Origin of the sequence: Pseudomonas putida (assembly GCF_009883635.2) — a bacterium.
Lineage (GTDB): Bacteria > Pseudomonadota > Gammaproteobacteria > Pseudomonadales > Pseudomonadaceae > Aquipseudomonas > Aquipseudomonas putida_W.
Genome location: NZ_CP026115.2, coordinates 4326331 through 4346874, shown reverse-complemented (window position 1 = coordinate 4346874; position 20544 = coordinate 4326331). Strand labels below are relative to the sequence as shown.

The following is a 20544-nucleotide window of genomic DNA, read 5'->3' as shown; positions in this document are numbered from 1 at the left end:
TGTTCGCGGGGCAAGCCCGCTCCTACAAGGACCTCATACGGGCTGGAATCAGTGGCTGTGCTTGCCACTCAAAGCCGCATGAAAGTTGGCGCTCTGGCGCAGGTACTGCTCGGTATAGCTGTGGGTAGCCGTGGGCTTGCTGCTGTCGGCATGGGCATGGGCCGGCAGCACGACGGAGGCGGAGATGGCGGATGCGGCAATCACGGGGAAGAGATTGAAGTTCATGGTGGCTGACCTCGACGTGTGTGGTTTGACGTTCAGCCGCTTGGGCCTTGGGTCAAACTTACGCCGCTGAGGTCGCCCGCAGAAATTCATTGCGCTGGTAAGGGTTATCACCGCTATCGATAGTCAATCGATGAACTTGAGGTCCGAAGGTGCATCCTGGGTGAAGGTCTGCACCGTCTCGCCGAGCTTGCCGCTGCGCGGGTCGCGGCGCATGACCACGATCTGGTTGCTCTTCTGGTTGGCCACCAGCAGGAAGTTGTCGCTCGGGTCCAGGGCGAACTCCCGCGGGTGGTCGCCCTCCACCGAACGACGCTGCAGGAAGGCCAGCTGGCCATCGTCCTTGCCCACGCTGAACACCACGATTTCGTTCGCAGTGCCGCGGTTGCTCACATACAGAAAGCGCCCGTCCGCCGACAGGTGCAAGCCACCCGAGGCCTTGGCGGCGGCATCCTGTTTCTCGGTCAGTGGCAGGCGCTGACGCTCCAGCAGGGCATCGTCCCTGACGTCGAACATCACCACTTCACCGCTCATTTCCAGCGTCAGGTAGGCATGCCGGCCCTTGGCGTCGAACAGCAGATGACGCGGCCCGCTACCGGGCGGCAGGTCCACCGACGCGGGGATCGCCGGGGTCAGAGGGTGATCGGCGCTGGCGCCGTCGTAGCGATAGATGAAGACCTTGTCGGCGCCCAGGTCGCAGGCATAGACATGCTGGCCATCCGGTGACAGCACCAGCGAATGCACGTGGGCCCCGGCCTGGCGCTCGGGGTTGACGCCACTGGGCTTGTGCCGCAGCTGCTGCACCACGTCCTTGAGCTTGCCATCCTTGGCCACCGGGATCACCACCAGGCTGCCGCCCGGGTCAGGGGCAACGGCGTAGTTGGCGACGAACAGGTAGCGCTGGTCACGGCTCAGGCTGGCGTGGGTCGGTTCGTCGCCACGGCTGGCCACCTGATTCAGCGGCTTGATCTCGCCTTTGGCGCTGACGCTGAAGCTGCTGACTTGGCCGTTCGGGGTTTCATTGACCGCGAACAACTGGCGCTGGTCGGCTGACAGCACCAGCCACGACGGGCTGACGCTCTTGACCACCTGTTGCGGCGCAGGGTCGATCTGCCCCGTCCTGCTGTCGAACGCGTAGCGGTAGATACCCTGGCTCTGGCCATCGGTGTAGCTGCCCACCAGCAACGTGGCGGCGTGGGCGGTGATTGTCAGGCTCATCAGGCTAGCGGTCAGCAGGCTCGTCCAGATCCGGTTCATCGTCGTCTTCATCCGGGGCGCGAAAGGCACTCATACAGACTAGACGATGCTCGCCCTGGGCATCGGCGAGTTGCCATTCATCACCGGCGCCGACGGCGGCAGCAAGCTGCTCGGGGGTGAAGGACCAGCGGCGGTGCTGGCGTCCGTCCATGCATTCGATGGTGAGGCCGGATTCGTCGCAGGTGAAATCGAAGGCGTGCAGGCCGTCGATCAGGAGCATGTCGCAGGATGCGAGGGAAGTGGCGAGGGGGGACATGGGGATACCGATCAGAAATGAATCGGCATTATAGCGAGCTCTGTGGGAGCGGGCTTGCCCCGCTCCCACAGGATCGCTCTGTCAATGGGCGAAGATCGAGCCCCCCTCCTTGCCCACCATCTTCTCCGGCTTGATCAGGAACCGCGCCAGCGCCGGCAGCAGCCACAGCGCGCCGAACATGTTCCACAGCAGCATGAAGGTCAGCATCAGCCCCATGTCGGCCTGGAACTTGATCGCCGAGAAGATCCAGGTGCACACGCCAATCGCCAGGCACAGGCCGGTGAACAGCACCGCTTTGCCGGTCGAGCGCAGGGTCTGGTAGTAAGCCTCCTGCAACGGCAACCCGGCGCGCAGGAAGCTTTCCAGGCGGCTGTAGATGTAAATGCCGTAGTCCACGCCGATACCCACGCCCAGGGCCACCACCGGCAAGGTGGCGACCTTGACGCCGATGCCCATGAACGCCATCAGCGCATTACCCAGCACCGAGGTCAGTACCAGCGGCAGGACGATGCACAGGGTCGCGGCGAACGAGCGGAAGGTGATCATGCACATCACCGCCACGCAGAGGTAGACCAGGATCAGGATGGTCAGCTCGGCCGACTTGATCACCTCGTTGGTGGCCGCCTCGATCCCGGCGTTACCGGCCGCCAGCAGGAACTGCAGCCCCTCCTTGTCATGGCTGTCGGCAAACGCCTTGGCCACGCCGGTGACACGCTCCAGGGTCTCTGCCTTGTGGTCGTTGAGGAACACCAGTACCGGCGCCAGCGAGCAGTCGGCGTTGTACAGGCCGTCTGCACGTGCGATGGAGTTGTTGAGGATGTCCGGGTTACGCGACAGGGTCTCCCACTTGAGGCTGCCCTCGTTCATGCCCTTGATCACCTGCTTGGAGACCGTCACCAGGGAGATCGCCGACTGCACGCCTGGGGTGTTCTGCATGGTCCACATCAGCTCGTCGATCGGCGCCATGGTCGAGTGGATGGAGCAGCTTTCCGGCGGCGTCTTGACCATGATCACCAGCACGTCGGAACTGGTCGAGTAGTTGCTGATGATGAAGTTGTTGTCCTGGTTGTAGCGCGAGTCCGGGCGCAGCTCCGGCGCACCCTGGTCGAGGTCACCGATCTTCAGGTTCTGGCTGTACCACAGGCCGCCGGCAAAGGCGATCAGCGCCAGGGTGATGGACACCGGGGCCACCTTGGCGCTGGCGAAGTTCGACAGCAGGCGCCAGAACGGGTGCTCGCGGGTCGCGTCCTTCTTGCTGCGCTCGATGGCCTTTTTGCTGATGCCTACGTAGGAAATCGCCACCGGCAGCAGGATCAGGTTGGTGAACACGATCACCGCCACGCCGATGGACGCGCCGATGGCCAGCTCGCGGATCACGCCAATGTCGATGATCAACAGGGTGATGAAGCCCACGGCGTCGGCGAGGATGGCGATCATCCCCGGCAGGAACAGCTGACGGAAGGTGCGCCGGGCCGCAGTCAAGGCATTGTCGGCGTCACTGGACTGCAAGGCGATGCCGTTGATCTTCTGCACGCCGTGGGAAATGCCGATGGCGAAGATCAGGAACGGCACCAGCATCGAGTAAGGGTCCAGGCCGAAGCCCACCGCGTGCATCAGGCCCAGCTGCCAGACCACCGCCACCAGGGTGGTGATGAGCACGGCGATGGTGCTGCGGATACACCAGGTGAACCAGTACAGCAGGACCCAGGTGATCACCAGGGCCACGCCGAAGAACATCGCCACCATCACCAGGCCGTCGATCAGGTCGCCGACCTTCTTGGCGAAGCCGATGATGTGGATCTTCACGTTGGGGTTCTGCGCCTGGAACTTGTCGCGGATCTTCTCTTCGAGCTGGTGCGAGAACTGCTGGTAATCCAGCTTGACCTGCTTGCCGGGGTCCTGCGGGTCAGGGAAGCTTTCCAGCAGTGGCACGTCGACGATGCTGGACTTGAAGTTGTTGCCTACCAGGCGCCCGACCTGGCCGGACTTGAGCACGTTGTCGCGCAGGGTATCCAGGCTGTCCTGGGAGCCGTTGTAGGTGTTGGGGATGACTTCGCCGCCGGAAAAGCCCTCTTCGGTGACCTCGCTCCAGCGCACGCTGGGGCTCCACAGCGACTTGAGGCCGGCGCGGTCGACCCCAGGGATGTAGAACACCTCGTCATGGATCTGCCGCAGCGTTTCCATGTAATCCTTGTCGAAGATGTCGCCGTTGACCGCCTCGACCGAGATGCGCACGGTGTTGCCCAGGTTGGCCAGGTCGTTGCGGTGCTCCATCATCTGTTCGATGAACGGGTGCTGCAGCGGGATCATCTTTTCGAAGCTGGTCGAGGGGCGGATCTGCGTGGCCTGCCAGAACAGGAAAATGCTGACCAGCAGGCACAGGGCAATGACCACCGGGCGGTTGTTGAAGATCAGGCGTTCTAGCAGCGTGGCCTTGTCCTGATGGTGCGGGTGCATGGTGATGCTCTCCCTGCTGGTCATGGACGCACCTCCTTGGCAGCCGGCTCTGCACCTTCGGCGCTGGCCAGGTGTACACCCCCCTGCCCCACCAGCAGCAAGCCACCGTCGGCCAGACCCGTGACACCGGCCAGGGCGATACGGTCGCTGCGGTTGTAGACGCTGAAGGTCTGGCCATCATCGGTGCTGCGCAGCACGCTGCCACCGTTGCCGACCAGCACCAGGCTGCCATCCTCGACAAGCGTAGCGCCTGCCAGCCCGAATTCGAGTTCGCCACGGGTAGCCTTGAGCGCAATCGGCTGCCAGCTGTCACCGAAATCGGTGGAGCGGAACAGGTTGCCGCGCAGGCCGTAGGCCAGCAGCGTATTCGCCTTGGCGGTACCGATCACGCCGAACAGCGAGCCCTCATAAGGTCCCTGGACCTTGGCCCAGGTCTGGCCGTCGTCGCTGGAGCGGTACATGCCGCCCTGCTCGCCGACGATGAACAGGCCAGCGTCGCGCACCCGGGTGATGCCGTTGAGGTGGAGTTGGTCGGGGTTGTCCAGGCGTTCGGCAATGTCCTGCCAGTGCTGGCCGCCGTCGCGGGTTTCCATCAGCGCGCCGTAAGCGCCCACGGCAAACCCGTGCTGGGCATCGAGGAAGGTGACGTCCAGCAGCGGCGCTTCACGGGACAGGTCTTCGAACTGCTTGCTCCAGGTGGCACCCCCGTCGCTGCTGGCAAGGATCTGCGCATCATGGCCGACCGCCCAACCACGCTTGTCGTCGAGGAAGAACACCGCGGTGAGCAACTGCCGGGTGGGCACCCGGGCCTGGGTCCAGGTGCTGCCCTGGTCGTCGGAGAACAGAATGTGGCCGCGATCCCCCACTACCACCAGGCGCTTGCCGGCATGGGCGGCGCCAATCAGCAGGCTCTGGCTGGCCTTGGCTGATTCGGTCGAGTATTCGTCGGCGGCAGCGGCCTGCGCGCTGTCGGCCCACATCCCCAGTGCCAGCGCCAGCATCGCGCCGGCCGCCAACGGCCAGGCACCACGCCTGGCCTGCGTCATCACCCGCTGCTTCATGACCATCCCCTGTTGTGTTCTTCTTGGTGGGTCTGTGCTGTGAAAAGCCTGTGTTAGAGGCTTGGGGGGATCGTATCGGGGAAGGTTGCGCGATTACAACGCGCGGGACGTTATGTTTTGTTAACCGCCAAAAAGCTTCGCGGGACAAGCCCGCTCCTACAAGGGCACGCGGTCACCTGTAGGAGCGGGCTTGTCCCGCGAATGGGCAGCCCAGGCATTGAAAAACTCAAGCCAGGCTCTTGCTCACCACTTCATACACATCGCTGGACAACGCACCGGACGCGAGAATCCGCTCCAGCTCACCCTTCATCAGCACCTGCCGCGCATCGTCATACTTGCGCCAGCGGGTCAGCGGTGCCAGTTGGCGCGAAGCGATCTGCGGGTTCAGCGCATTCAGCTCGATCACCAGGTCCGCCAGGAAGCGATACCCCGAACCATCGGCCGCATGGAAGTTGACCAGGTTTTGCCCGGCAAAGGCACCGATCAGCGCCCGCACCTTGTTCGGATTCTTCAAGGTGAACGCCGGGTGCTTCATCAGCGCCTTGACCCGCGCCAACACCTGCGGCTTGCCGCTCTGTCTCAGGTACGACAGGGCGATTTTCTGCAGGCTGCGGTGAGCTGGAGGGCTGGTGGGCTGGTGGGCTGGTGGGCTGGTGGGCTGGTGGGCTGGTGGGCTGGTGGCACCCTGCTCGGTTTTCATCGGACGTTTGAAGTAGAGAGTGAATTTTAAGTGTTTCACGATGTGTTTCTTAACGCGCAAGAATGGCATAAACGGGCTGGCGGATTGGGTAAATTATTTTTAACACCCATCTTGATTGCCTACTCCGTTATTTGGGTCTCGCTAGGGATTTTGCGCCACCCAAAATTTTTGGCTTTAGCTGTCATTGCTATAGCTCCGGGGGGGGTCATGGAAAGGCCCTAAGTCCGTAGGGTAGGTGCAGGATGATTACCATGAGGTCAATAGTCTCATCGTTGGTCGAGGCACTGATGAATACTAAAGGTATTGTTAAATTGGCGATCCTGGCTGTAGATCTTAAAGATAGAATGCTGTCGGAAAAGACCTACATCGCCTATTTGCCAAAGTCGATTTTTTTAACGGCACTGACCACGTCATTACTCTTTTTCCTAGGTAGATAATGGGGCACCCACTAGACGGGACGATAGGCATGCCGATTGAGGTGTTTGATTTTTTCCGGATTCCCTATTACCGTCCAATGACATTAAGGCCAAGGCTACGCAGATGCCCCACTCACCGCAGGAGACATTTTCGCCCTAATTATTCACACCAATAATTGGTTATGCAATTTAACAGGCACGTCCAACGCTGGCACCTTGATCACTCGTTACCCCGGCACCTCTACGCATCGTAGCAGAGGACTTTTTAATACTCACACTCGTTAAAAACGAGCAAATTTCACACGCGACATCTCATCAAAGGCAACCCACCAGTTGACCGAAATAATGGGGGCGACGTCATGAAAAATATACCTAATACACTATATGCACTCTCGAGAGAGCAGTCTCGACGCTTGAAGGCAGTGCACCGTGCGCCCGAATCAACAAATGGGGTATCGCCCTATCTGGCAACCATCACTTGGTCATTCCCAACTGATCCCACATTACTATCAAACGCCGTGGATGCAGTGATCTCTCGGAATGAAGTCCTACGTTCGAAGATTACCTTCCCCAACCATTCCAGAACCCCGTTTCAAGCTATCCTTCCCACTTCCGAGCTACGACTATTAGGTTTGCATTCTAAAGCCCCATCGACGAGCGATGCCTTTGAGATGCTCTTAGATTGTTGGAGGGAAAGTGGTTGCGAGCAGGCTCTGCTACTCACATATAGTGTTACAGAGTTAGGTGAGAACTGCCTTTCTCTCCTGCTATCACCCGTGTTTGGAGACCTACCTACTCTCCGACTCTTCGCCAGGGACCTTACACGGTTTTATCACCAGCAGACCTTGGCCCACACAGCTATTCTAGACCCCGCGGTGCAGTTCGTTGAAGTCATAGAATTTCTGAACGAGCGTGAACTTGGACTACAACCAGAGACTGAGAGGAGACCTCACGCCTTCAACGCAAGCCTTAAACTGTACGGATTCCAAGACAAACCAGACGGGCAAAGTACCTGTTCTGCGTTAGTGCAGATCAATGCTGATGCCATGGAACAGATCTGCACAGTGTGTTCCAAGACCGGCGTCTCGAAAGAAGCAGTGTTGTTGGCGGCCTCTCATAGAGTCTGGAGACGCCTTTACTCGACGGAGCCCTCTGGGTTCATAATCCTCCACGAAGGACGTGTGCACTCTGAACTTGCTGATGCCTATGGCCCTTACGCACTGCGCCGACACTTACCGACGCAGTGGGAGACAGAGAAAGAAAAACCAGAAGATGTACTGAGCAAGGCGGCGGGTTTTCTAGACGCCTCTTTTGAAACAGAAATTGAACCGGCTGAACATCCCGGCGCCATAAGCCTTGTGTTCGAATGTGGCTTGGGAAGCAAATGCGCTGACCCTGCAGGTTTTAAACTTAACTTGCACGCCGCGCCTGCATCAGGCTCTGAGGTCGTCATCTCTTTTATCGAGGGGACATTACCCACTGCGCCAGGATCACTGATTTTGAGTGGGCATTCTGCCACCATCAGCAAGCTCGCCCTAGCAGACTTAGGCCATATGATATGCGCGGAAATAAATGAGTGGCTCAACCCTGCGCGAGACAGTAGTTCATCATCGGTGATTGCCCAAAAGCAATCGAACAAAATAAAGTCAACTGACCTTCTTTCCAACCTGCTCAAGGCTTTGCGCACAGGTGCAGAGAACTTAGCGATCAGGTCCGACACTCGAGACTGGACGTACGGTCAGCTGTATAGCTTTGTGAACGCTACAGGCTGGCGCCTGTTGGAGCTTGGCGCTACAAAGGGCCGCCCGGTCGTCCTTATCGATACGATCTCAAATGAACTAATTGGTACTTTGTGCGCATGCCTGTTGCTAGGCGCCCCATTCGTCGTGATTGATCCGGATACGCCAATAAAGCGACGAAATAGAATATTAGACGATTTGCAAGCACCGCTAATTCTGGCAGCCGAGGGTGCGCTCCTTACCGAGTTGCACGCGCCTGGCGCACAAACGATTGGCGCCGCTGAATTCTTCAACCCACTCCCTCTTCCAATAAATTTAATGAATGGGGAGCACCCCGCTTATCTGATTTACACATCCGGATCCACAGGCACCCCTAAGTGCGTAGAAGTTGGCCACGCGGCATTGGAGAATTTTCTCTCTTGGATGGTTGAAGCCTTCACGCTAACTTCTTCGGATCGGGTTCTCGTCACTACTGCCCCAACCTTCGATGTATTTATGCGCGAAGTATTTTGGCCATTGTTGCAGGGCGCGGCAATTGTACTTCCCGGGCGGCATTCCAACTGGCTGGATCCTCGAACTCTTACCTCCTTATGTGCTGAGGAGCGGATCACCCATCTTCGCCTTGTGCCATCTTTGATGCTGGAATTTGTCCAACTTGGGGTGGCGCTTCCTTCTACGGTTAAACGATTCATGAGCGGTGGAGAGGCTGTCTCTACGAAACTCCTACAGGATTTTATAGCGCTTAACCCACTACCATTTTGCGTCTTTTATGGACCTACCGAGACCACTATCAACATCGCTTTATGGCAAGGAGAGGGGAACTTCACCCCCATCAACACGCCACTTGGGTCACCCGCTGCCGGAGCGCAGTTGCTAATTTTAGACGAGTCGTTTAAGCCAGTACCGTGGGGGGCTGCTGGTCAATTGTCTGTGGCCGGTACGCCATTGGCAAACAGCTATAAGGATAATGCTGCTCTGTCTGAAGAGAGCTTCCGTTGGCTGCTTGAACTCTGGTCGACGTCTCTTAACAGCCGCTGCGAGGCGAGCCCTGGGAATAGCGAATGACTCAGCTCAATCTCATTACAGTGGCCAGATCCCAGTCGCCGGAGTGCCCATGACCTTATCGCCCCTACCGACTAGGATGACCCGACAACTCACGTGGATCATTGTCGCTACGCTCTGCACGTTGGGTGTCAAGGAAGTATGGCAGACCTCGATTCCGTTGATCGCGGTATCGATCATGCACCTTGATCCACGAACACTGGGGTTTCTCGTCGCGACCGAAACCTTGCCGCTTGTTTTGCTGGGATTATTGATCGGTGGCTGGGTCGATCGTCTGGGACCGCTCAAAACCCTGGGGTTGTCACAAGTCGGCTTGGTCGTGATCTTCTCGATCAGCATTTATATGTCCCAGCGGTATGACATATCGAACGCAATCCAACCGTTTTTCCTAGTGGTATTTCTGGTTGGCTTGCACAGCATGTTATTCGATGTGTCATTGCTTTCAGTCACACCGACCTTGGTAGCCCCCGAACAACTGCCTTGGGCCAACAAAATCCAGGCCATCTGCCAATCGCTAGCAGAGATTGGCGGGCCCATTCTTGCCGGCACTACGCTGGCTGGAGCTGGACCTACAGGTACCTCCACGCTCTTGTGCTTGCTTTCCGCTTCGGCCTTGGTCACCTGCACGGCTGCAATACGTTCGGGGCCCTGTTTTAAGGCTCACGAAATGCCTGCGAAACCAGTGACAACGCTTGGCCCCAAGTTTTCCGGGTTTCGATCGCTGGCGCAGTCGGCGCTGATGCGTGCGGTAGTGTTCAACTCGCTAACGTGGAACATATTCTACGGCATGTTGTTGCCTATCTTTGTCGGCGGTGTGGCGATTCTGGGAAACCGCCCCGAACTCACTATCTCTGTGGCCTTCTCAGCCAATGGCGCGGGCTTTCTCTTGGGGAGTCTGGGTTCAACGTGGATGGTCTCGCGATTAGGCGTGGGACGCACCATCCTGGCGGCAAAACTGATAGCCGCATTAACAATGCCTTGGGTTGATGCTGTTCCTCTACACGTCCCGCTTTGAGACGCTGACAGCCCTCGCGGCCGTTGTTTTCTTCATCTTCGGCGCGGTTGTAGCGACCTCTCAAGTCAGCTCCGTGAGCATTCGCCAGGCAGCAATCCCGCGCCCGTTCTTGGGACGCACAATGGCTGCGTTCCGTGTCACAACGTGGGTGGGTTTGCCGATTGGCTCGGTCTTCGGTGGCTATGCCGCTCACCACTTCGGAACCTTTGGCGCTCTGGGCGTGGCCATTGCCTTCAATGTGCTTTGCTCCGCAGTGCTATGGCGCTCTCCCCTGTCAGCCCCCGTTCTGGGCATTCAACAGTTCAATCATGACTTCCCATCCGGCCTTCCAGATCTGGAGAAAAAATGAGCACCATCCGCCGACAAAGAAACGGAATTTCGTCTGTCGATGCACTTCAGACGCTGGTTTCGTTCAGCACCGATCCACACGCCTCCCCTTGCACCATTAAGCCTCGTGTTTCAGGTGTTTCACTGGATGATCTACGCGACGAACGCCTGGAACAGACCAGGCAGTTGCTGGCGCAACATGGCTGCGTCTTGCTGCGGTCGTTCCAGGTAGAAGGGGCTGCCATGTTCTCTTCAGATAGATAACTGGGACAGGCCTGCACGACCTTTGCTGGCAAACGGTATGCCATTGTCGGTTCGAATACGCTCAGGTAAGCCGTTTTCCCGGAGCACCTTGGTAAACACCGCCTGGGTTTCCTGAAAGTTGGTGTTAGCCATGCTGTGGCACGCGAGCAAGAAGCGGCTGGCATGATCCATGATCGTAAGTGGGTAGCACCACACGCCGGCACCCGTCAGATACTGCCCTTTGTAGTCGGCGCTAAAAAGCTGATTGGGTGTCTCTGCCTTCTCCAGGGGTTTGGGATAGACCGCCACGCGCTGGCGTAAACGGCGTGGTTTTACGAGCGCTGCTTGCTTCAGGATGTTGTAGATCGTCGTCTTCGACGGAGGCACCTGATCTGGAAAACGCTCCTGCAAGGCGGCCTGATTTTACTTGGGCCCACGCTCTGTTTCTCCTCGGCCACGCAGCTCAATGATTGCCTCACGGACCGCATGCGGGGTAAGCGTCCGGCAAACTCACCTTGCGTAAGTCAGGCCGGCATCCACTGATGCGGCAGCAACTGCCCGATCTCACTGGCCCGTTGGGTCGGCAGCCGCGTCAGCACATCCTTGAGATAGGCATACGGATCATGCCCATTCATGCGTGCCGACTGGATCAAACTCATGATCGCCGCCGCGCGCTTGCCGCTGCGCAGCGACCCGGCAAACAACCAGTTCGAGCGCCCGAGTGCCCATGGCCGTATCTGGTTCTCGACCTGGTTGTTGTCGATGGGCACAGCCCCATCGTCCAGGTAGCGCGTCAGCGCTACCCAGCGTTTCAGGCTGTAATCGAGGGCTTTGGCCGTGGCTGATCCGTTGGGCACCAAGTCGCGCTGGGCCAGCATCCAGTCATGCAGTGTTTTGAGGATTGGCACCGCCATTTCCTGACGTATTCGCCAACGATCTTCATCACTCATGTCCCGCGCTTGGCGTTCGACCTCGTACAAACCGCTGATCGAGTGCAGGGCCTGTTCAGCCAGCTGGCTTTTATTCGCTACGTGCAGATCAAAGAACTTGCGACGGGCGTGGGCCATGCAGCCGATTTCAGTGATGCCTTGCTCAAAACCGGCTTTGTAGCCAGCGAAGTCATCGCAGACCAACTTACCGTTCCAGTCGCCCAGGAAGTTGCGCGCATGTTCGCCAGCACGGCTTGGGCTGAAGTCATAAACCACCGCGTTGAGCGCCGAAAACGGCGTCGTGCTGTAGGCCCAGACATAGGCCCGGTGGGTTTTCTTCTCGCCCGGCGCAAGCATTTGCACCGGTGTTTCATCAGCGTGAATCACGCCCTGGTTCAGCACCGCTTCACGTAGTGCATCGACCAGTGGCTGGAGTCGCACACCGGTTTGTCCGACCCACTGGGCCAAGGTCGAGCGAGCAATCGCCAGCCCGGCGCGGCCAAAGATTTTCTCCTGCCGGTACAGCGGCAAGTGATCGGCAAACTTGGCCACCATCACATGGGCCAGCAAGCCTGCGGTCGGGACACCTTTGTCGATAACCTGCGCCGGCACCGGCGCCTGGATCAGTGTTTCGCACTGACGGCAGGCCCATTTGCCACGCACATGTTGCTCGACCGTGAATACCCCTGGCGTGTAATCCAGCTTCTCGCTGACGTCTTCGCCGATGCGTTGAAGTTGGCAGCCACAGGCGCATTGGGTGTTTTCGGGTTCGTGACGAATCACGGTACGCGGAAACTGCGGCGGCAATGGTGCACGTTTGGGCGATTGCCGTGGCTCGGCCTGTGACGAAGCGGGAAGAAGCTGTTTCAGCTCGGCCTCGATAGCTTCAAGGTCTGTATCGAGCAGGTCGTCCAGCAAGCTGCCTTGCGCCGGGCTGATCTGCTCGCTGCGCTTGGCAAACTTGTGGCGTTTGAGCAGGGCGATTTCGAACTTGAACTGCTCGATGAGGATTTCATCGTTCTGGATCTTTTTGCTCATCGCCTCGACCTGAGACTGCAACTGCAACGCCTGTGCCGCCAAGGCACGAAGCTGTTCCGGGGTCATCTGGTCGAGATTGGGCGAGAAAGTCATGCCGCCGATTGTGCCAGACCAGGCGCGATGCGACGACAAGCAGACCGGTCAAATGGCCGGCGATTACAGCATGCTGATCACGCCACCCGCGCCGACTCGCTGCCACGGCAAACCCAGTACCAACGCCTGGAGTTGCTCGCTGTCGAGTTCGACCTCACAGCCATGGCGAATGCCGGGCCAGTGAAACTTGCCTTGATTCAGGCGCCGTGCGGCAAGCCAGACGCCCACGCCGTCGTGCACCAGTACTTTCATTCGGTTAGCCCGGCGATTGGCAAACAGATAAGCGCAGTGCGGCTTCGCCGCACCAAACACCGCGATCACTCGAGCTAATGCGGTTTCGGTACCGGCGCGCATGTCCATCGGCTCGGTGGCCAGCCAGATCGCATCGATGCGGATCATTGAGCGACAGCCCGGATAAATTGCGCGCAGCCCTCAGGATCTGAGGTAGGCCATTTCACCGTGATCACTTGCCCGGCCATGGGCAGCTCGATGATCACTGACGCTTCGACTGGCCGTTTAGGTGCGGCTTTAAGCGGGACGAATGCTGGGAGTGAAGTCGCTGCGGGCTGATCTCGATAGAGCGGCATCCATTTGCGGATGACGTTGGCATTGATGCCGTGGCTGATGGCGACACTGGAAATGGATGCGCCAGGTTGCAGGCATTCCTGAACGACCTGGGCTTTGAACGGTTTCGGATAAGAGCTTCGTTGGCGCATGGAAATCCTGGCGATAAGGGCGATCGCGTCCGCTTAAAAATACGCGGACACCATCGCCCTTAAAGCCGGAGTTCGGAAGGTGAGTTCACCGGACGCTTACCATGCGGGATGCTTCCGTCTTGGGTCAATCGGCGGCGGCTGTGCTCTTCAAGCCCTGCAGGGCCTTCCTTCTCATAGCGCTCAATCCACTTGTAGCCGGTCTTCCGACTGATTTCGTAAGCCTGGCACAGGGCACTGAAGCTGGGCGGCCCCTTGAGGTAGTCCGCGATGAAAAGCAATTTCAGACCCATAGGTGTTAGCTCTCGCCAAGGCATGGTCAGATCCTCGAAAACCGACCCTGCCAGTTAAAAACTGTTACCTATGTGAGTGAACAGATTTGTAACCTATGTGGATGAGTCATACCTGTTTTTGTCTTTGCCCGAACTCTGTGAAAAACCAAAAATTTGGGGCTGCAAAGCAACCCCCTTGGCCCTTAAGCCAGGCTCTTGCTCACCACTTCATACACATCGCTGGACAACGCACCGGACGCGAGAATCCGCTCCAGCTCACCCTTCATCAGCACTTGCCGCGCATCGTCATACTTGCGCCAGCGAGTCAGCGGTGCCAGTTGGCGTGAAGCGATCTGCGGGTTCAACGCATTCAGCTCGATCACCAGGTCCGCCAGGAAGCGATAGCCCGAACCATCGGCCGCATGGAAGTTGACCAGGTTTTGCCCGGCAAAGGCCCCGATCAGCGCCCGCACCTTGTTCGGGTTCTTCAAGGTGAACGCCGGGTGCTGCATCAGCGCCTTGACCCGCGCCAGCCCGCCCGGCAGCGTGCTGGCTGCCTGCACGCTGAACCACTGGTCCATGACCAGCGGGTTGTCCTTGAAGTGCTCGGCGAAGGTCTCCAGGGCCTTGGCACGCTCGGCCTCGAACGGCGAGTTGACCAGCACGGCCAGTGCGGTCAGGCGCTCGGTCATGTTGTCGCACTTGTCGAACTGCTCCAGGGTCGCTTCCAGCACCTGCGGCTTGCCGCTCTGCATCAGGTACGACAGAGCGATGTTCTGCAGGCTGCGGCGGGCGAAATGTTCGGCAGCGGCGACGTAGGGGGTGTTGCGCGAAACCTCGCGGTTGGCCTGGTAGCGCGCCCACAGCGCGTCGAACAGCTGCTCGGCGATCTGCTGGCGGGCGAACTCGCGGGCGGCGTGGATGGCGTCGACATCGGCCACCTGGCTGATCTCGGTCAGGTAGGCTTCACCTGGCAGCGAGAGCATCTCGGCGACCATCGCGGCGTCCAGCGACTCATTGCCCAGCACGGTACCGAGCGCGGTGATCAGGCGCTGGTCGAGTTTCAGCGCTTCGCCGCGCTGATGCTGGCCGATCAGCTCCTGCAGCACCTGCACCGACAGCTGCTGGCCCGCTTCCCAGCGGTTGAAGCCGTCGCTGTCGTGCTGCATGAGGAACATCAGCTGGTCACGGTCGTACGGGAAGCTCAGCTTGACCGGGGCGCTGAAACCGCGCAACAGCGACGGCAGCGGTTTGGCCGCGATGCCCTGGAAGGTGAAGGTCTGCTCGGCTTCTGTCACCGACAGCACGCGGCTGTTGCCCGTGGCAGCAGCTTCGCCAGCCAGTTGCAGCGGCAGGTCGTTGCCTTCGGCATCGAGCAGGCCCAGTTCGACCGGGATCACGAACGGCAGCTTCTCGGCCTTTTCCGGAGTCTGCGGGCAGCTCTGGCGGAAGGTCAGGCTGTAGGTCTGCGCAGCCGCGTCATAGGCTTCGCTGACGTCCAGGCGCGGGGTGCCGGCCTGGCTGTACCAGCGTTTGAACTGGGTGAGGTCGACGCCGTTGGCATCTTCCATGGCCTTGATGAAATCGTCGGTGGTCACCGCCTGACCATCGTGGCGTTCGAAGTACAGGTCGCTGCCCTTGCGGAAGCCATCGGCGCCCAGCAGGGTGCGAACCATGCGCACCACTTCGGCCCCCTTCTCGTACACGGTCAGGGTGTAGAAGTTGGAGATCTCGATGAAGCTGTCCGGGCGCACCGGGTGGGCCATGGGGCCAGCGTCTTCGGCGAACTGGTGGGTGCGCAGGTAGGCCACGTCCTCGATGCGCTTGACCGTGCGCGAGTTCATGTCGGCGCTGAACTCGGCATCGCGGAACACCGTGAAGCCTTCCTTGAGCGACAGCTGGAACCAGTCGCGGCAGGTCACGCGGTTGCCCGACCAGTTGTGGAAGTACTCGTGGGCGACCACACCCTCGACGCGCTGGTGGGCGGCATCAGTGGCGGTTTCGGCGCGGGCCAGCACGCAACTCGAGTTGAAGATGTTCAGGCCCTTGTTTTCCATGGCCCCCATGTTGAAGTCGTTGACGGCGACGATCATGAAGATGTCCAGGTCGTACTCGCGGCCGTACACTTCTTCGTCCCAGCGCATGGACTTCTTCAGGCTGACCATGGCGTGGTCGCACTTGTCGATGTTCTCGGGCTCGACATAGATGCGCAGGGTCACGTCGCGGCCGGACTGGCGTACGAAACTGTCTTCGACGCACCACAGGTCACCGGCCACCAGCGCGAACAGGTAGGCCGGCTTCATGAACGGGTCTTCCCAGGTCGCCCAGTGGCGGCCGTCTTCTACCGGCCCGCTGCCGATCGGGTTACCGTTGCTGAGCAGCACCGGGTAGCGATGCTGCTCGGCGATCACCGTGGTGGTGAAGGTGCTCATCACGTCCGGGCGGTCGAGGTAGTAGGTGATCTTGCGGAAGCCCTCGGCCTCGCACTGCGTGCAGAACATCTTGCCGGATTTGTACAGGCCTTCCAGCGCGGTGTTGCTCTCCGGGTGGATCTTTACGCTGGTGTCGAGGGTGAAGCGTTCAGCCTTGGGATGGACCGTCAGGCTGTCGGCTTCGAGCTGGTAGTCGCTCGCCTGCAGTTCGACATCGTCCAGCGAGGCGCGCAGCAGCTCCAGCTGCTGGCCGTCCAGTTCCAGTGGCGGCAGGCCGGCACCGCGTGCCGGGTTGCGGCGCATGACCAGTTGCGCGTGGACCAGGGTGTGGTCCTCGAACAGCTCGAAGGTCAGGTGCGTCTCGTCGATCAGGTACTCGGGCGCCTGGTAATCCTTGAGGTAGATCACTTGCGGTTGTTCGGTACGCATGTGCAGGTCCTTTTTACTGGAGCACGGCCAACTGGTAGGCCGTGTACTTGCGAATATTGATCACGCCGGTGTCGAAGATCAGGTACTGGCCCTTGATGCCCAGCAGCGTGCCTTCGGCCACCGGGTCCTTGTCGAGGTTGAAGCTGACGATCTTTTTCGGGTAGGCCTCGACCGGGTAGCGCATTTCCACCACTTCGGCGTCAGGCAAAGGCTGGATCGCCTGCAGGCCGAAGCGGCCCTGCAGCTCGCGCAGGCCGTCGGCGCAGGCGTCGAAGATCTGATCGCGGATGGCCGGCAGGTCGAGCACCTCGGCGTCGCCCTTGAGCAGCGTGCGCCAGTTGGTGCGGTCCGGCACCTGGCTACGCAGGATGTCTTCGACCAGGCCCGATTGCTGGCGGGTGGCCACGCGCATGATCGGCAGCGCCTGGCTGGCGCCCTGGTCGAGCCAGCGGGTGGGCAGTTGGGTGGCACGGGTGATGCCGACCTTGATCCCCGACGAGTTGGCCAGGTACACCACATGGTCGGTCATGCAGAACTGTTCACCCCACGACGGCTCGCGGCAGGTGCCGGCGTCGTAGTGGCATTTTTCCGGGGCCATGATGCACACGTCACACTGGGCCAGCTTGGTCATGCACGGGTAGCAATAACCCTGGCTGAAGCTGGTCTTGGTGCGCTTGCCGCAATGGCTGCAGTGAATGGCGCCGAGGTACTCCAGGCGCAGGCGCTGGCCGATCAGCGGATTGACCGGCACCTGGGTGTCATCCAGGCGGAAGCTGTATTGCACCAGGGGTGCCTGCAGGCTGACCGCCATCTTGCTCAACGAGCCACGAGCGAGTTCGATCAATGTACCGAGTCCGACTTGAACAGAATGTTGGCGATGGGTGCCGACTTCGACGCGCATTCCTGCGGGCCCATGTAACCGGTGCGCTGCTCTTCGGGCAGGTTCTTCATCTCCCAGGCGATCACCGCCTGCAGCGACAACTCTTTCTGCTCGGCGGTGAGCTTGCGCCCGTCCGACCATTTGCCGATTTCCACGGCCAGTTTCAGGCTCTCGTAGATTTCCGGGGTAATGTTTTCGATCATTTGCGCGAAAGTGGACATAGTGTCTCCTGATTCAAGCCGACAGTTTACGCCGGGCCAGCGCCCCACCCAAGAGCCCGGTCAGGCATCCGATGAGCAGGCCGCCGACATGGGCGGCGTTGGCGATCTGGCCGAAGCCGAGCTGGCCGACCACGCCGGTCAGGCAGATCACCAGCCAGATCAGCATCATCACCAGCACGCCCTTGGGCAGGTTGAAGTGAGGGTTGGGCGCCAGCCACTGATATAGCCAGACGTGGCCGAGCAGGCCGTAGAGCACGCCGGACAGGCCGCCGAACAGGCTCGGGCCACTGGTGTAGTGCTGGGCCAGGTTGGACACCAGGCTGAACAGCAGGGTCAGGCCCAGCAGCAGCCAGGGGCCCTGGCGCAGTTCGATGCGTTTGCCCAGCTCCCAGTACCACAGGCCGTTCATCGCCAGGTGCAGCACGCCAAAGTGCAACAGCATGGGAGAGACCAGGCGCCACCACTGGCCTTCGGCGAGGCCCTGGGCCAGCGGGGTGAAATGCAGGTATTCACCCTGGACGCGGAAGTCGAGGAAGGTGAACCAGCTGATGGCGTTGAGGTTGTCGCCCAGGCTGGTGAGGCCGGCGACGATCAGGCACAGGACAAGGATAGTGGCGGTGACCTTGCAGGCTTTGGCTTGGGCGGCCAAAGAAGGCTGTGTGGGGGCCATCGCGGATAAATCCGCTCCTACATCGGCGTTACCGTCGGGGAAGCGCTGGTACAGCTCGCGCACGTCGGCCACCAGGCTGTCGGGGGCCCAGAGCACTTGCTCCTCGCCCTCCTCGCTGACCCGGTGCGGTACCTGAAGGCGCTGCAGCAGGTGGACGAAGCCGCTGAGGTCGACCGACAGCGGCAGGCGCATCACTTCGATGATTTTCATTGGTTGGCCTGCGGGCGTTCGACGTCGACCCAGACGAACTTGTGCGGGTCGATGCGGGTTTCATCATCCAGCCGGTAGGCCGCCAGCTTGCCGTACAGCACCGCGCTGTAGTCCAGGCAGGCCAGGTTGGCGCGGATCGGCGCCGGGCGGCCGCTGCGCCAGTAGTGGCCGACGAACAGCAACGGTTCGTCCTCGGCGTAGCGCAGCAGGGCATTCTTTTCGGTATGGCTCAGTGGCGTGCGGGCAACGTCGTCGGGCAGCGCATCAGGCTGGAAGACGATGTCGCCGTAGGTCTGCGGGTCTTCTTCCCAGAACTTGGTACGGAAGAAGGCGCGGGTCAGGCCGTCGCCACCGGTCAGGGTCAGGCCGTCCGGCAGGCGCATGTCGGTGCCGCGCAGCAGGCGGTTGCACACGGTGGCGGCAAAGCTGCCGGACACCGCCGACGCCTGGATGAAGTGCTCGTCGATGCGCCCGCCCGGGTACTGCTGGCGCAGCGGCTCGATCAGCCGCGGGTCCCAGCAGGCATGCACCAGGCGGAAGCGCCCGGCGTCGACGAACAGTGGCATGTCGTAGAACCACTGCACGAAGTCGTGCCAATCGCCGGGATGGTGGGCGAACTGGGTCAAGGTTTCGTCGATCAGCCGAGCATGGCGCGGGGTGTGTTCGCGCACGAACGACTTGCCGCTGCCGGGCAGTGCCGGTGTCACCCAGCCCAGGGCGTTGTACTCGTGGTTGCCCATGATGCAGAACGCCTGGCCGGCCTCGACCATGTCATGCACGATGTGCAGCGCCTCGCGGATGCGCGGGCCACGGTCGACGATGTCGCCAAGGAACAGGGCTTGGCGCCGAGGGTGATGCCAGACGCCGCCGACACGTTTGTAGCCGAGGGCGTCAAGCAGGCGTTCGAGGGTCAGTGCACAGCCGTGCACGTCGCCGATGATGTCGAAACTGCGCGCCGGATCGAGCATCAGTCGTCCCTGCCTCCCAGGCGGCTGCCCCAGCCGAGTTTGGTGCGACACACCTCATAGTAGTTGTGGTCGAGCGGGTGGATCAGGCGCAGCTTCTGCGGTTTCTTGCTCACCGTGATGGTGTCGCCCGGGGCGCAGGTGAAGTGGTTCTGGCCGTCGCAGGACACTTGCGGGTAGATCTGCAGGTCCTTGGACACCACGATCTTCAGCTCGCTGTTGCCGTCGACCACGATCGGCCGCCCCGACAGGGTATGCGGGTACATCGGCACGATGACGATAGCGTCGAGCTTGGGGTGCATGATCGGGCCGCCGGCCGACAGCGCGTAGGCGGTGGAACCGGTCGGGGTGGCGACGATCAGGCCGTCGGCCTTCTGGCTGCAGACGAACTGGCCGTCGATGTAGATCTCGAACTCGATCATCCGCGTCGACTTGCCCGGGTGCAGGACCACGTCGTTGAGCGCATCGCCCTGGCCGATGGCCTCGTGATGGCGACGTACCTCGGCCTGCAGCAGGAAACGGTTTTCCACCAGGTAGTGGCCGTCGAGCACCTCGGCGACTTTCTCCTCCAGCTCGTCCGGGCGGATGTCGGTCAGGAAGCCCAGGTTGCCGCGGTTGATGCCCAGCACCGGTACATTGTGCCGGGCCAGGGCGCGGGCGGCGCCGAGCAGGCTGCCGTCGCCACCGACCACGATGACCAGGTCACAGACCTCGCCGAGCAGCTTGCGCGTCGAGGTTTGCAGGCCGTGGCCGGGCAGCACTTCGGCGATGGTGTCCTCGAGGATCACGTGCAGGTGGCGCTCGAGGAGGAATTTTTTCAGTCGGCGAATGGTGTCGAGCACCTGGGAGCTGCCAAGGCGGCCGATGATACCGATATTGCGAAATTGCTCCATGGGGCTCCTGCGAGGCTCTGCGGCGGGGTGACGATGTCGCGATT

At 60.4% G+C, this 20544-nt stretch carries 18 protein-coding genes and 3 pseudogenes; 4 read left to right on the top strand and 17 right to left on the bottom strand.

Translation table 11 applies throughout. The features are described from left to right. Positions 1 to 48: 48 nt before the first annotated feature. The 6 genes and pseudogenes from C2H86_RS28215 to C2H86_RS19820 form a co-directional block, all read right to left on the bottom strand. On the bottom strand, positions 49 to 225 hold the full coding sequence (locus tag C2H86_RS28215; protein WP_177331676.1) for a hypothetical protein: 177 nt from the start codon (positions 223 to 225) through the stop codon (positions 49 to 51). A gap of 123 nt (positions 226 to 348) precedes the next feature. Continuing rightward, positions 349 to 1479 (bottom strand): lactonase family protein, encoded by a 1131-nt coding sequence (locus tag C2H86_RS19840; protein WP_205524555.1) that lies wholly within the window; start codon positions 1477 to 1479, stop codon positions 349 to 351. Further along, positions 1445 to 1735: a DUF5629 family protein gene (locus C2H86_RS19835; protein ID WP_159409453.1), complete on the bottom strand. Its 291-nt coding sequence runs from the start codon at positions 1733 to 1735 to the stop codon at positions 1445 to 1447. Before C2H86_RS19835 ends, C2H86_RS19840 begins: the two co-directional genes overlap by 35 nt. Positions 1736 to 1816: 81 nt before the next feature. Continuing rightward, positions 1817 to 4192 (bottom strand): efflux RND transporter permease subunit, encoded by a 2376-nt coding sequence (locus C2H86_RS19830; protein ID WP_159412962.1) that lies wholly within the window; start codon positions 4190 to 4192, stop codon positions 1817 to 1819. 20 nt (positions 4193 to 4212) lie between these two features. Further along, positions 4213 to 5238: a WD40/YVTN/BNR-like repeat-containing protein gene (locus C2H86_RS19825; protein ID WP_430738596.1), complete on the bottom strand. Its 1026-nt coding sequence runs from the start codon at positions 5236 to 5238 to the stop codon at positions 4213 to 4215. A gap of 241 nt (positions 5239 to 5479) precedes the next feature. Then, a pseudogene (locus C2H86_RS19820) lies at positions 5480 to 5818 on the bottom strand (aminopeptidase N C-terminal domain-containing protein); the annotation flags it as partial. Between the two features lie 1732 nt (positions 5819 to 7550). Between C2H86_RS19820 and C2H86_RS19815 the strand changes: the two are divergent. From C2H86_RS19815 to C2H86_RS19800, 4 genes are read left to right on the top strand one after another with little or no spacing between them, the layout of a single operon-like run. Then, entirely contained in the window at positions 7551 to 9173 is a 1623-nt protein-coding gene (locus C2H86_RS19815) for an AMP-binding protein (protein ID WP_159409451.1), read from the top strand. Positions 9174 to 9222: 49 nt separating this feature from the next. Next, on the top strand, positions 9223 to 10185 hold the full coding sequence (locus tag C2H86_RS19810) for an MFS transporter (RefSeq protein ID WP_159409450.1): 963 nt from the start codon (positions 9223 to 9225) through the stop codon (positions 10183 to 10185). Then, entirely contained in the window at positions 10157 to 10534 is a 378-nt protein-coding gene (locus C2H86_RS19805; RefSeq protein WP_159409449.1) for a hypothetical protein, read from the top strand. Before C2H86_RS19810 ends, C2H86_RS19805 begins: the two co-directional genes overlap by 29 nt. Next, positions 10531 to 10776 (top strand): hypothetical protein, encoded by a 246-nt coding sequence (locus C2H86_RS19800; protein WP_159409448.1) that lies wholly within the window; start codon positions 10531 to 10533, stop codon positions 10774 to 10776. Before C2H86_RS19805 ends, C2H86_RS19800 begins: the two co-directional genes overlap by 4 nt. Here the strand turns inward: C2H86_RS19800 and C2H86_RS19795 are convergent. The 11 genes and pseudogenes from C2H86_RS19795 to C2H86_RS19745 all read right to left on the bottom strand — a co-directional run. Further along, positions 10768 to 11247 (bottom strand): annotated as a pseudogene (locus tag C2H86_RS19795) (DDE-type integrase/transposase/recombinase); the annotation flags it as partial. The gene C2H86_RS19800 and the pseudogene C2H86_RS19795 sit on opposite strands and share 9 nt — an antisense overlap. A 32-nt stretch (positions 11248 to 11279) precedes the next feature. After that, entirely contained in the window at positions 11280 to 12815 is a 1536-nt protein-coding gene (gene tnpC / locus C2H86_RS19790) for an IS66 family transposase (protein WP_159409447.1), read from the bottom strand. Positions 12816 to 12878: 63 nt separating this feature from the next. Next, positions 12879 to 13214 (bottom strand): IS66 family insertion sequence element accessory protein TnpB, encoded by a 336-nt coding sequence (gene tnpB, locus C2H86_RS28390; protein WP_004575513.1) that lies wholly within the window; start codon positions 13212 to 13214, stop codon positions 12879 to 12881. Continuing rightward, positions 13211 to 13531 (bottom strand): IS66-like element accessory protein TnpA, encoded by a 321-nt coding sequence (gene tnpA / locus C2H86_RS19780; RefSeq protein WP_159409446.1) that lies wholly within the window; start codon positions 13529 to 13531, stop codon positions 13211 to 13213. The genes tnpB and tnpA overlap by 4 nt, the downstream gene beginning before the upstream one ends. Positions 13532 to 13623: 92 nt before the next feature. Then, positions 13624 to 13845 (bottom strand): annotated as a pseudogene (locus C2H86_RS19775) (helix-turn-helix domain-containing protein); the annotation flags it as partial. Between the two features lie 158 nt (positions 13846 to 14003). Further along, on the bottom strand, positions 14004 to 16661 hold the full coding sequence (gene pepN, locus C2H86_RS19770) for an aminopeptidase N (RefSeq protein WP_159409445.1): 2658 nt from the start codon (positions 16659 to 16661) through the stop codon (positions 14004 to 14006). 13 nt (positions 16662 to 16674) lie between these two features. After that, positions 16675 to 17505 carry a DUF2797 domain-containing protein gene (locus C2H86_RS19765; RefSeq protein ID WP_159409444.1) on the bottom strand — a complete coding sequence of 277 codons (831 nt, stop codon included), beginning with the start codon at positions 17503 to 17505 and terminating at the stop codon, positions 16675 to 16677. Further along, entirely contained in the window at positions 17502 to 17762 is a 261-nt protein-coding gene (locus tag C2H86_RS19760) for a YeaC family protein (protein WP_016485539.1), read from the bottom strand. The genes C2H86_RS19765 and C2H86_RS19760 overlap by 4 nt, the downstream gene beginning before the upstream one ends. 13 nt (positions 17763 to 17775) lie before the next feature. After that, entirely contained in the window at positions 17776 to 18642 is an 867-nt protein-coding gene (locus C2H86_RS19755) for a rhomboid family intramembrane serine protease (RefSeq protein ID WP_159409443.1), read from the bottom strand. Beyond that, positions 18639 to 19610 carry a metallophosphoesterase gene (locus tag C2H86_RS19750; RefSeq protein ID WP_159409442.1) on the bottom strand — a complete coding sequence of 324 codons (972 nt, stop codon included), beginning with the start codon at positions 19608 to 19610 and terminating at the stop codon, positions 18639 to 18641. Before C2H86_RS19750 ends, C2H86_RS19755 begins: the two co-directional genes overlap by 4 nt. Continuing rightward, positions 19610 to 20500 carry an NAD(+) kinase gene (locus tag C2H86_RS19745; protein WP_103449750.1) on the bottom strand — a complete coding sequence of 297 codons (891 nt, stop codon included), beginning with the start codon at positions 20498 to 20500 and terminating at the stop codon, positions 19610 to 19612. Before C2H86_RS19745 ends, C2H86_RS19750 begins: the two co-directional genes overlap by 1 nt. Positions 20501 to 20544: the final 44 nt, after the last annotated feature.

What these genes read in the sequence shown, in the direction of transcription:
- C2H86_RS19755 (WP_159409443.1), bottom strand. Translation starts at nt 18,642, where the DNA reads ATGAAAATCATCGAAGTGATGCGCCTGCCGCTGTCGGTCGACCTCAGC.
- C2H86_RS19825 (WP_430738596.1), bottom strand. Translation starts at nt 5,238, where the DNA reads ATGACGCAGGCCAGGCGTGGTGCCTGGCCGTTGGCGGCCGGCGCGATG.
- C2H86_RS19805 (WP_159409449.1), top strand. Translation starts at nt 10,157, where the DNA reads ATGCTGTTCCTCTACACGTCCCGCTTTGAGACGCTGACAGCCCTCGCG.
- C2H86_RS19750 (WP_159409442.1), bottom strand. Translation starts at nt 19,610, where the DNA reads ATGCTCGATCCGGCGCGCAGTTTCGACATCATCGGCGACGTGCACGGC.
- tnpA (WP_159409446.1), bottom strand. Translation starts at nt 13,531, where the DNA reads ATGCGCCAACGAAGCTCTTATCCGAAACCGTTCAAAGCCCAGGTCGTT.
- C2H86_RS19840 (WP_205524555.1), bottom strand. Translation starts at nt 1,479, where the DNA reads ATGAACCGGATCTGGACGAGCCTGCTGACCGCTAGCCTGATGAGCCTG.
- C2H86_RS28215 (WP_177331676.1), bottom strand. Translation starts at nt 225, where the DNA reads ATGAACTTCAATCTCTTCCCCGTGATTGCCGCATCCGCCATCTCCGCC.
- C2H86_RS19800 (WP_159409448.1), top strand. Translation starts at nt 10,531, where the DNA reads ATGAGCACCATCCGCCGACAAAGAAACGGAATTTCGTCTGTCGATGCA.
- C2H86_RS19835 (WP_159409453.1), bottom strand. Translation starts at nt 1,735, where the DNA reads ATGTCCCCCCTCGCCACTTCCCTCGCATCCTGCGACATGCTCCTGATC.
- C2H86_RS19745 (WP_103449750.1), bottom strand. Translation starts at nt 20,500, where the DNA reads ATGGAGCAATTTCGCAATATCGGTATCATCGGCCGCCTTGGCAGCTCC.
- tnpC (WP_159409447.1), bottom strand. Translation starts at nt 12,815, where the DNA reads ATGACTTTCTCGCCCAATCTCGACCAGATGACCCCGGAACAGCTTCGT.
- pepN (WP_159409445.1), bottom strand. Translation starts at nt 16,661, where the DNA reads ATGCGTACCGAACAACCGCAAGTGATCTACCTCAAGGATTACCAGGCG.
- C2H86_RS19830 (WP_159412962.1), bottom strand. Translation starts at nt 4,192, where the DNA reads ATGCACCCGCACCATCAGGACAAGGCCACGCTGCTAGAACGCCTGATC.
- C2H86_RS19810 (WP_159409450.1), top strand. Translation starts at nt 9,223, where the DNA reads ATGACCTTATCGCCCCTACCGACTAGGATGACCCGACAACTCACGTGG.
- C2H86_RS19760 (WP_016485539.1), bottom strand. Translation starts at nt 17,762, where the DNA reads ATGTCCACTTTCGCGCAAATGATCGAAAACATTACCCCGGAAATCTAC.
- tnpB (WP_004575513.1), bottom strand. Translation starts at nt 13,214, where the DNA reads ATGATCCGCATCGATGCGATCTGGCTGGCCACCGAGCCGATGGACATG.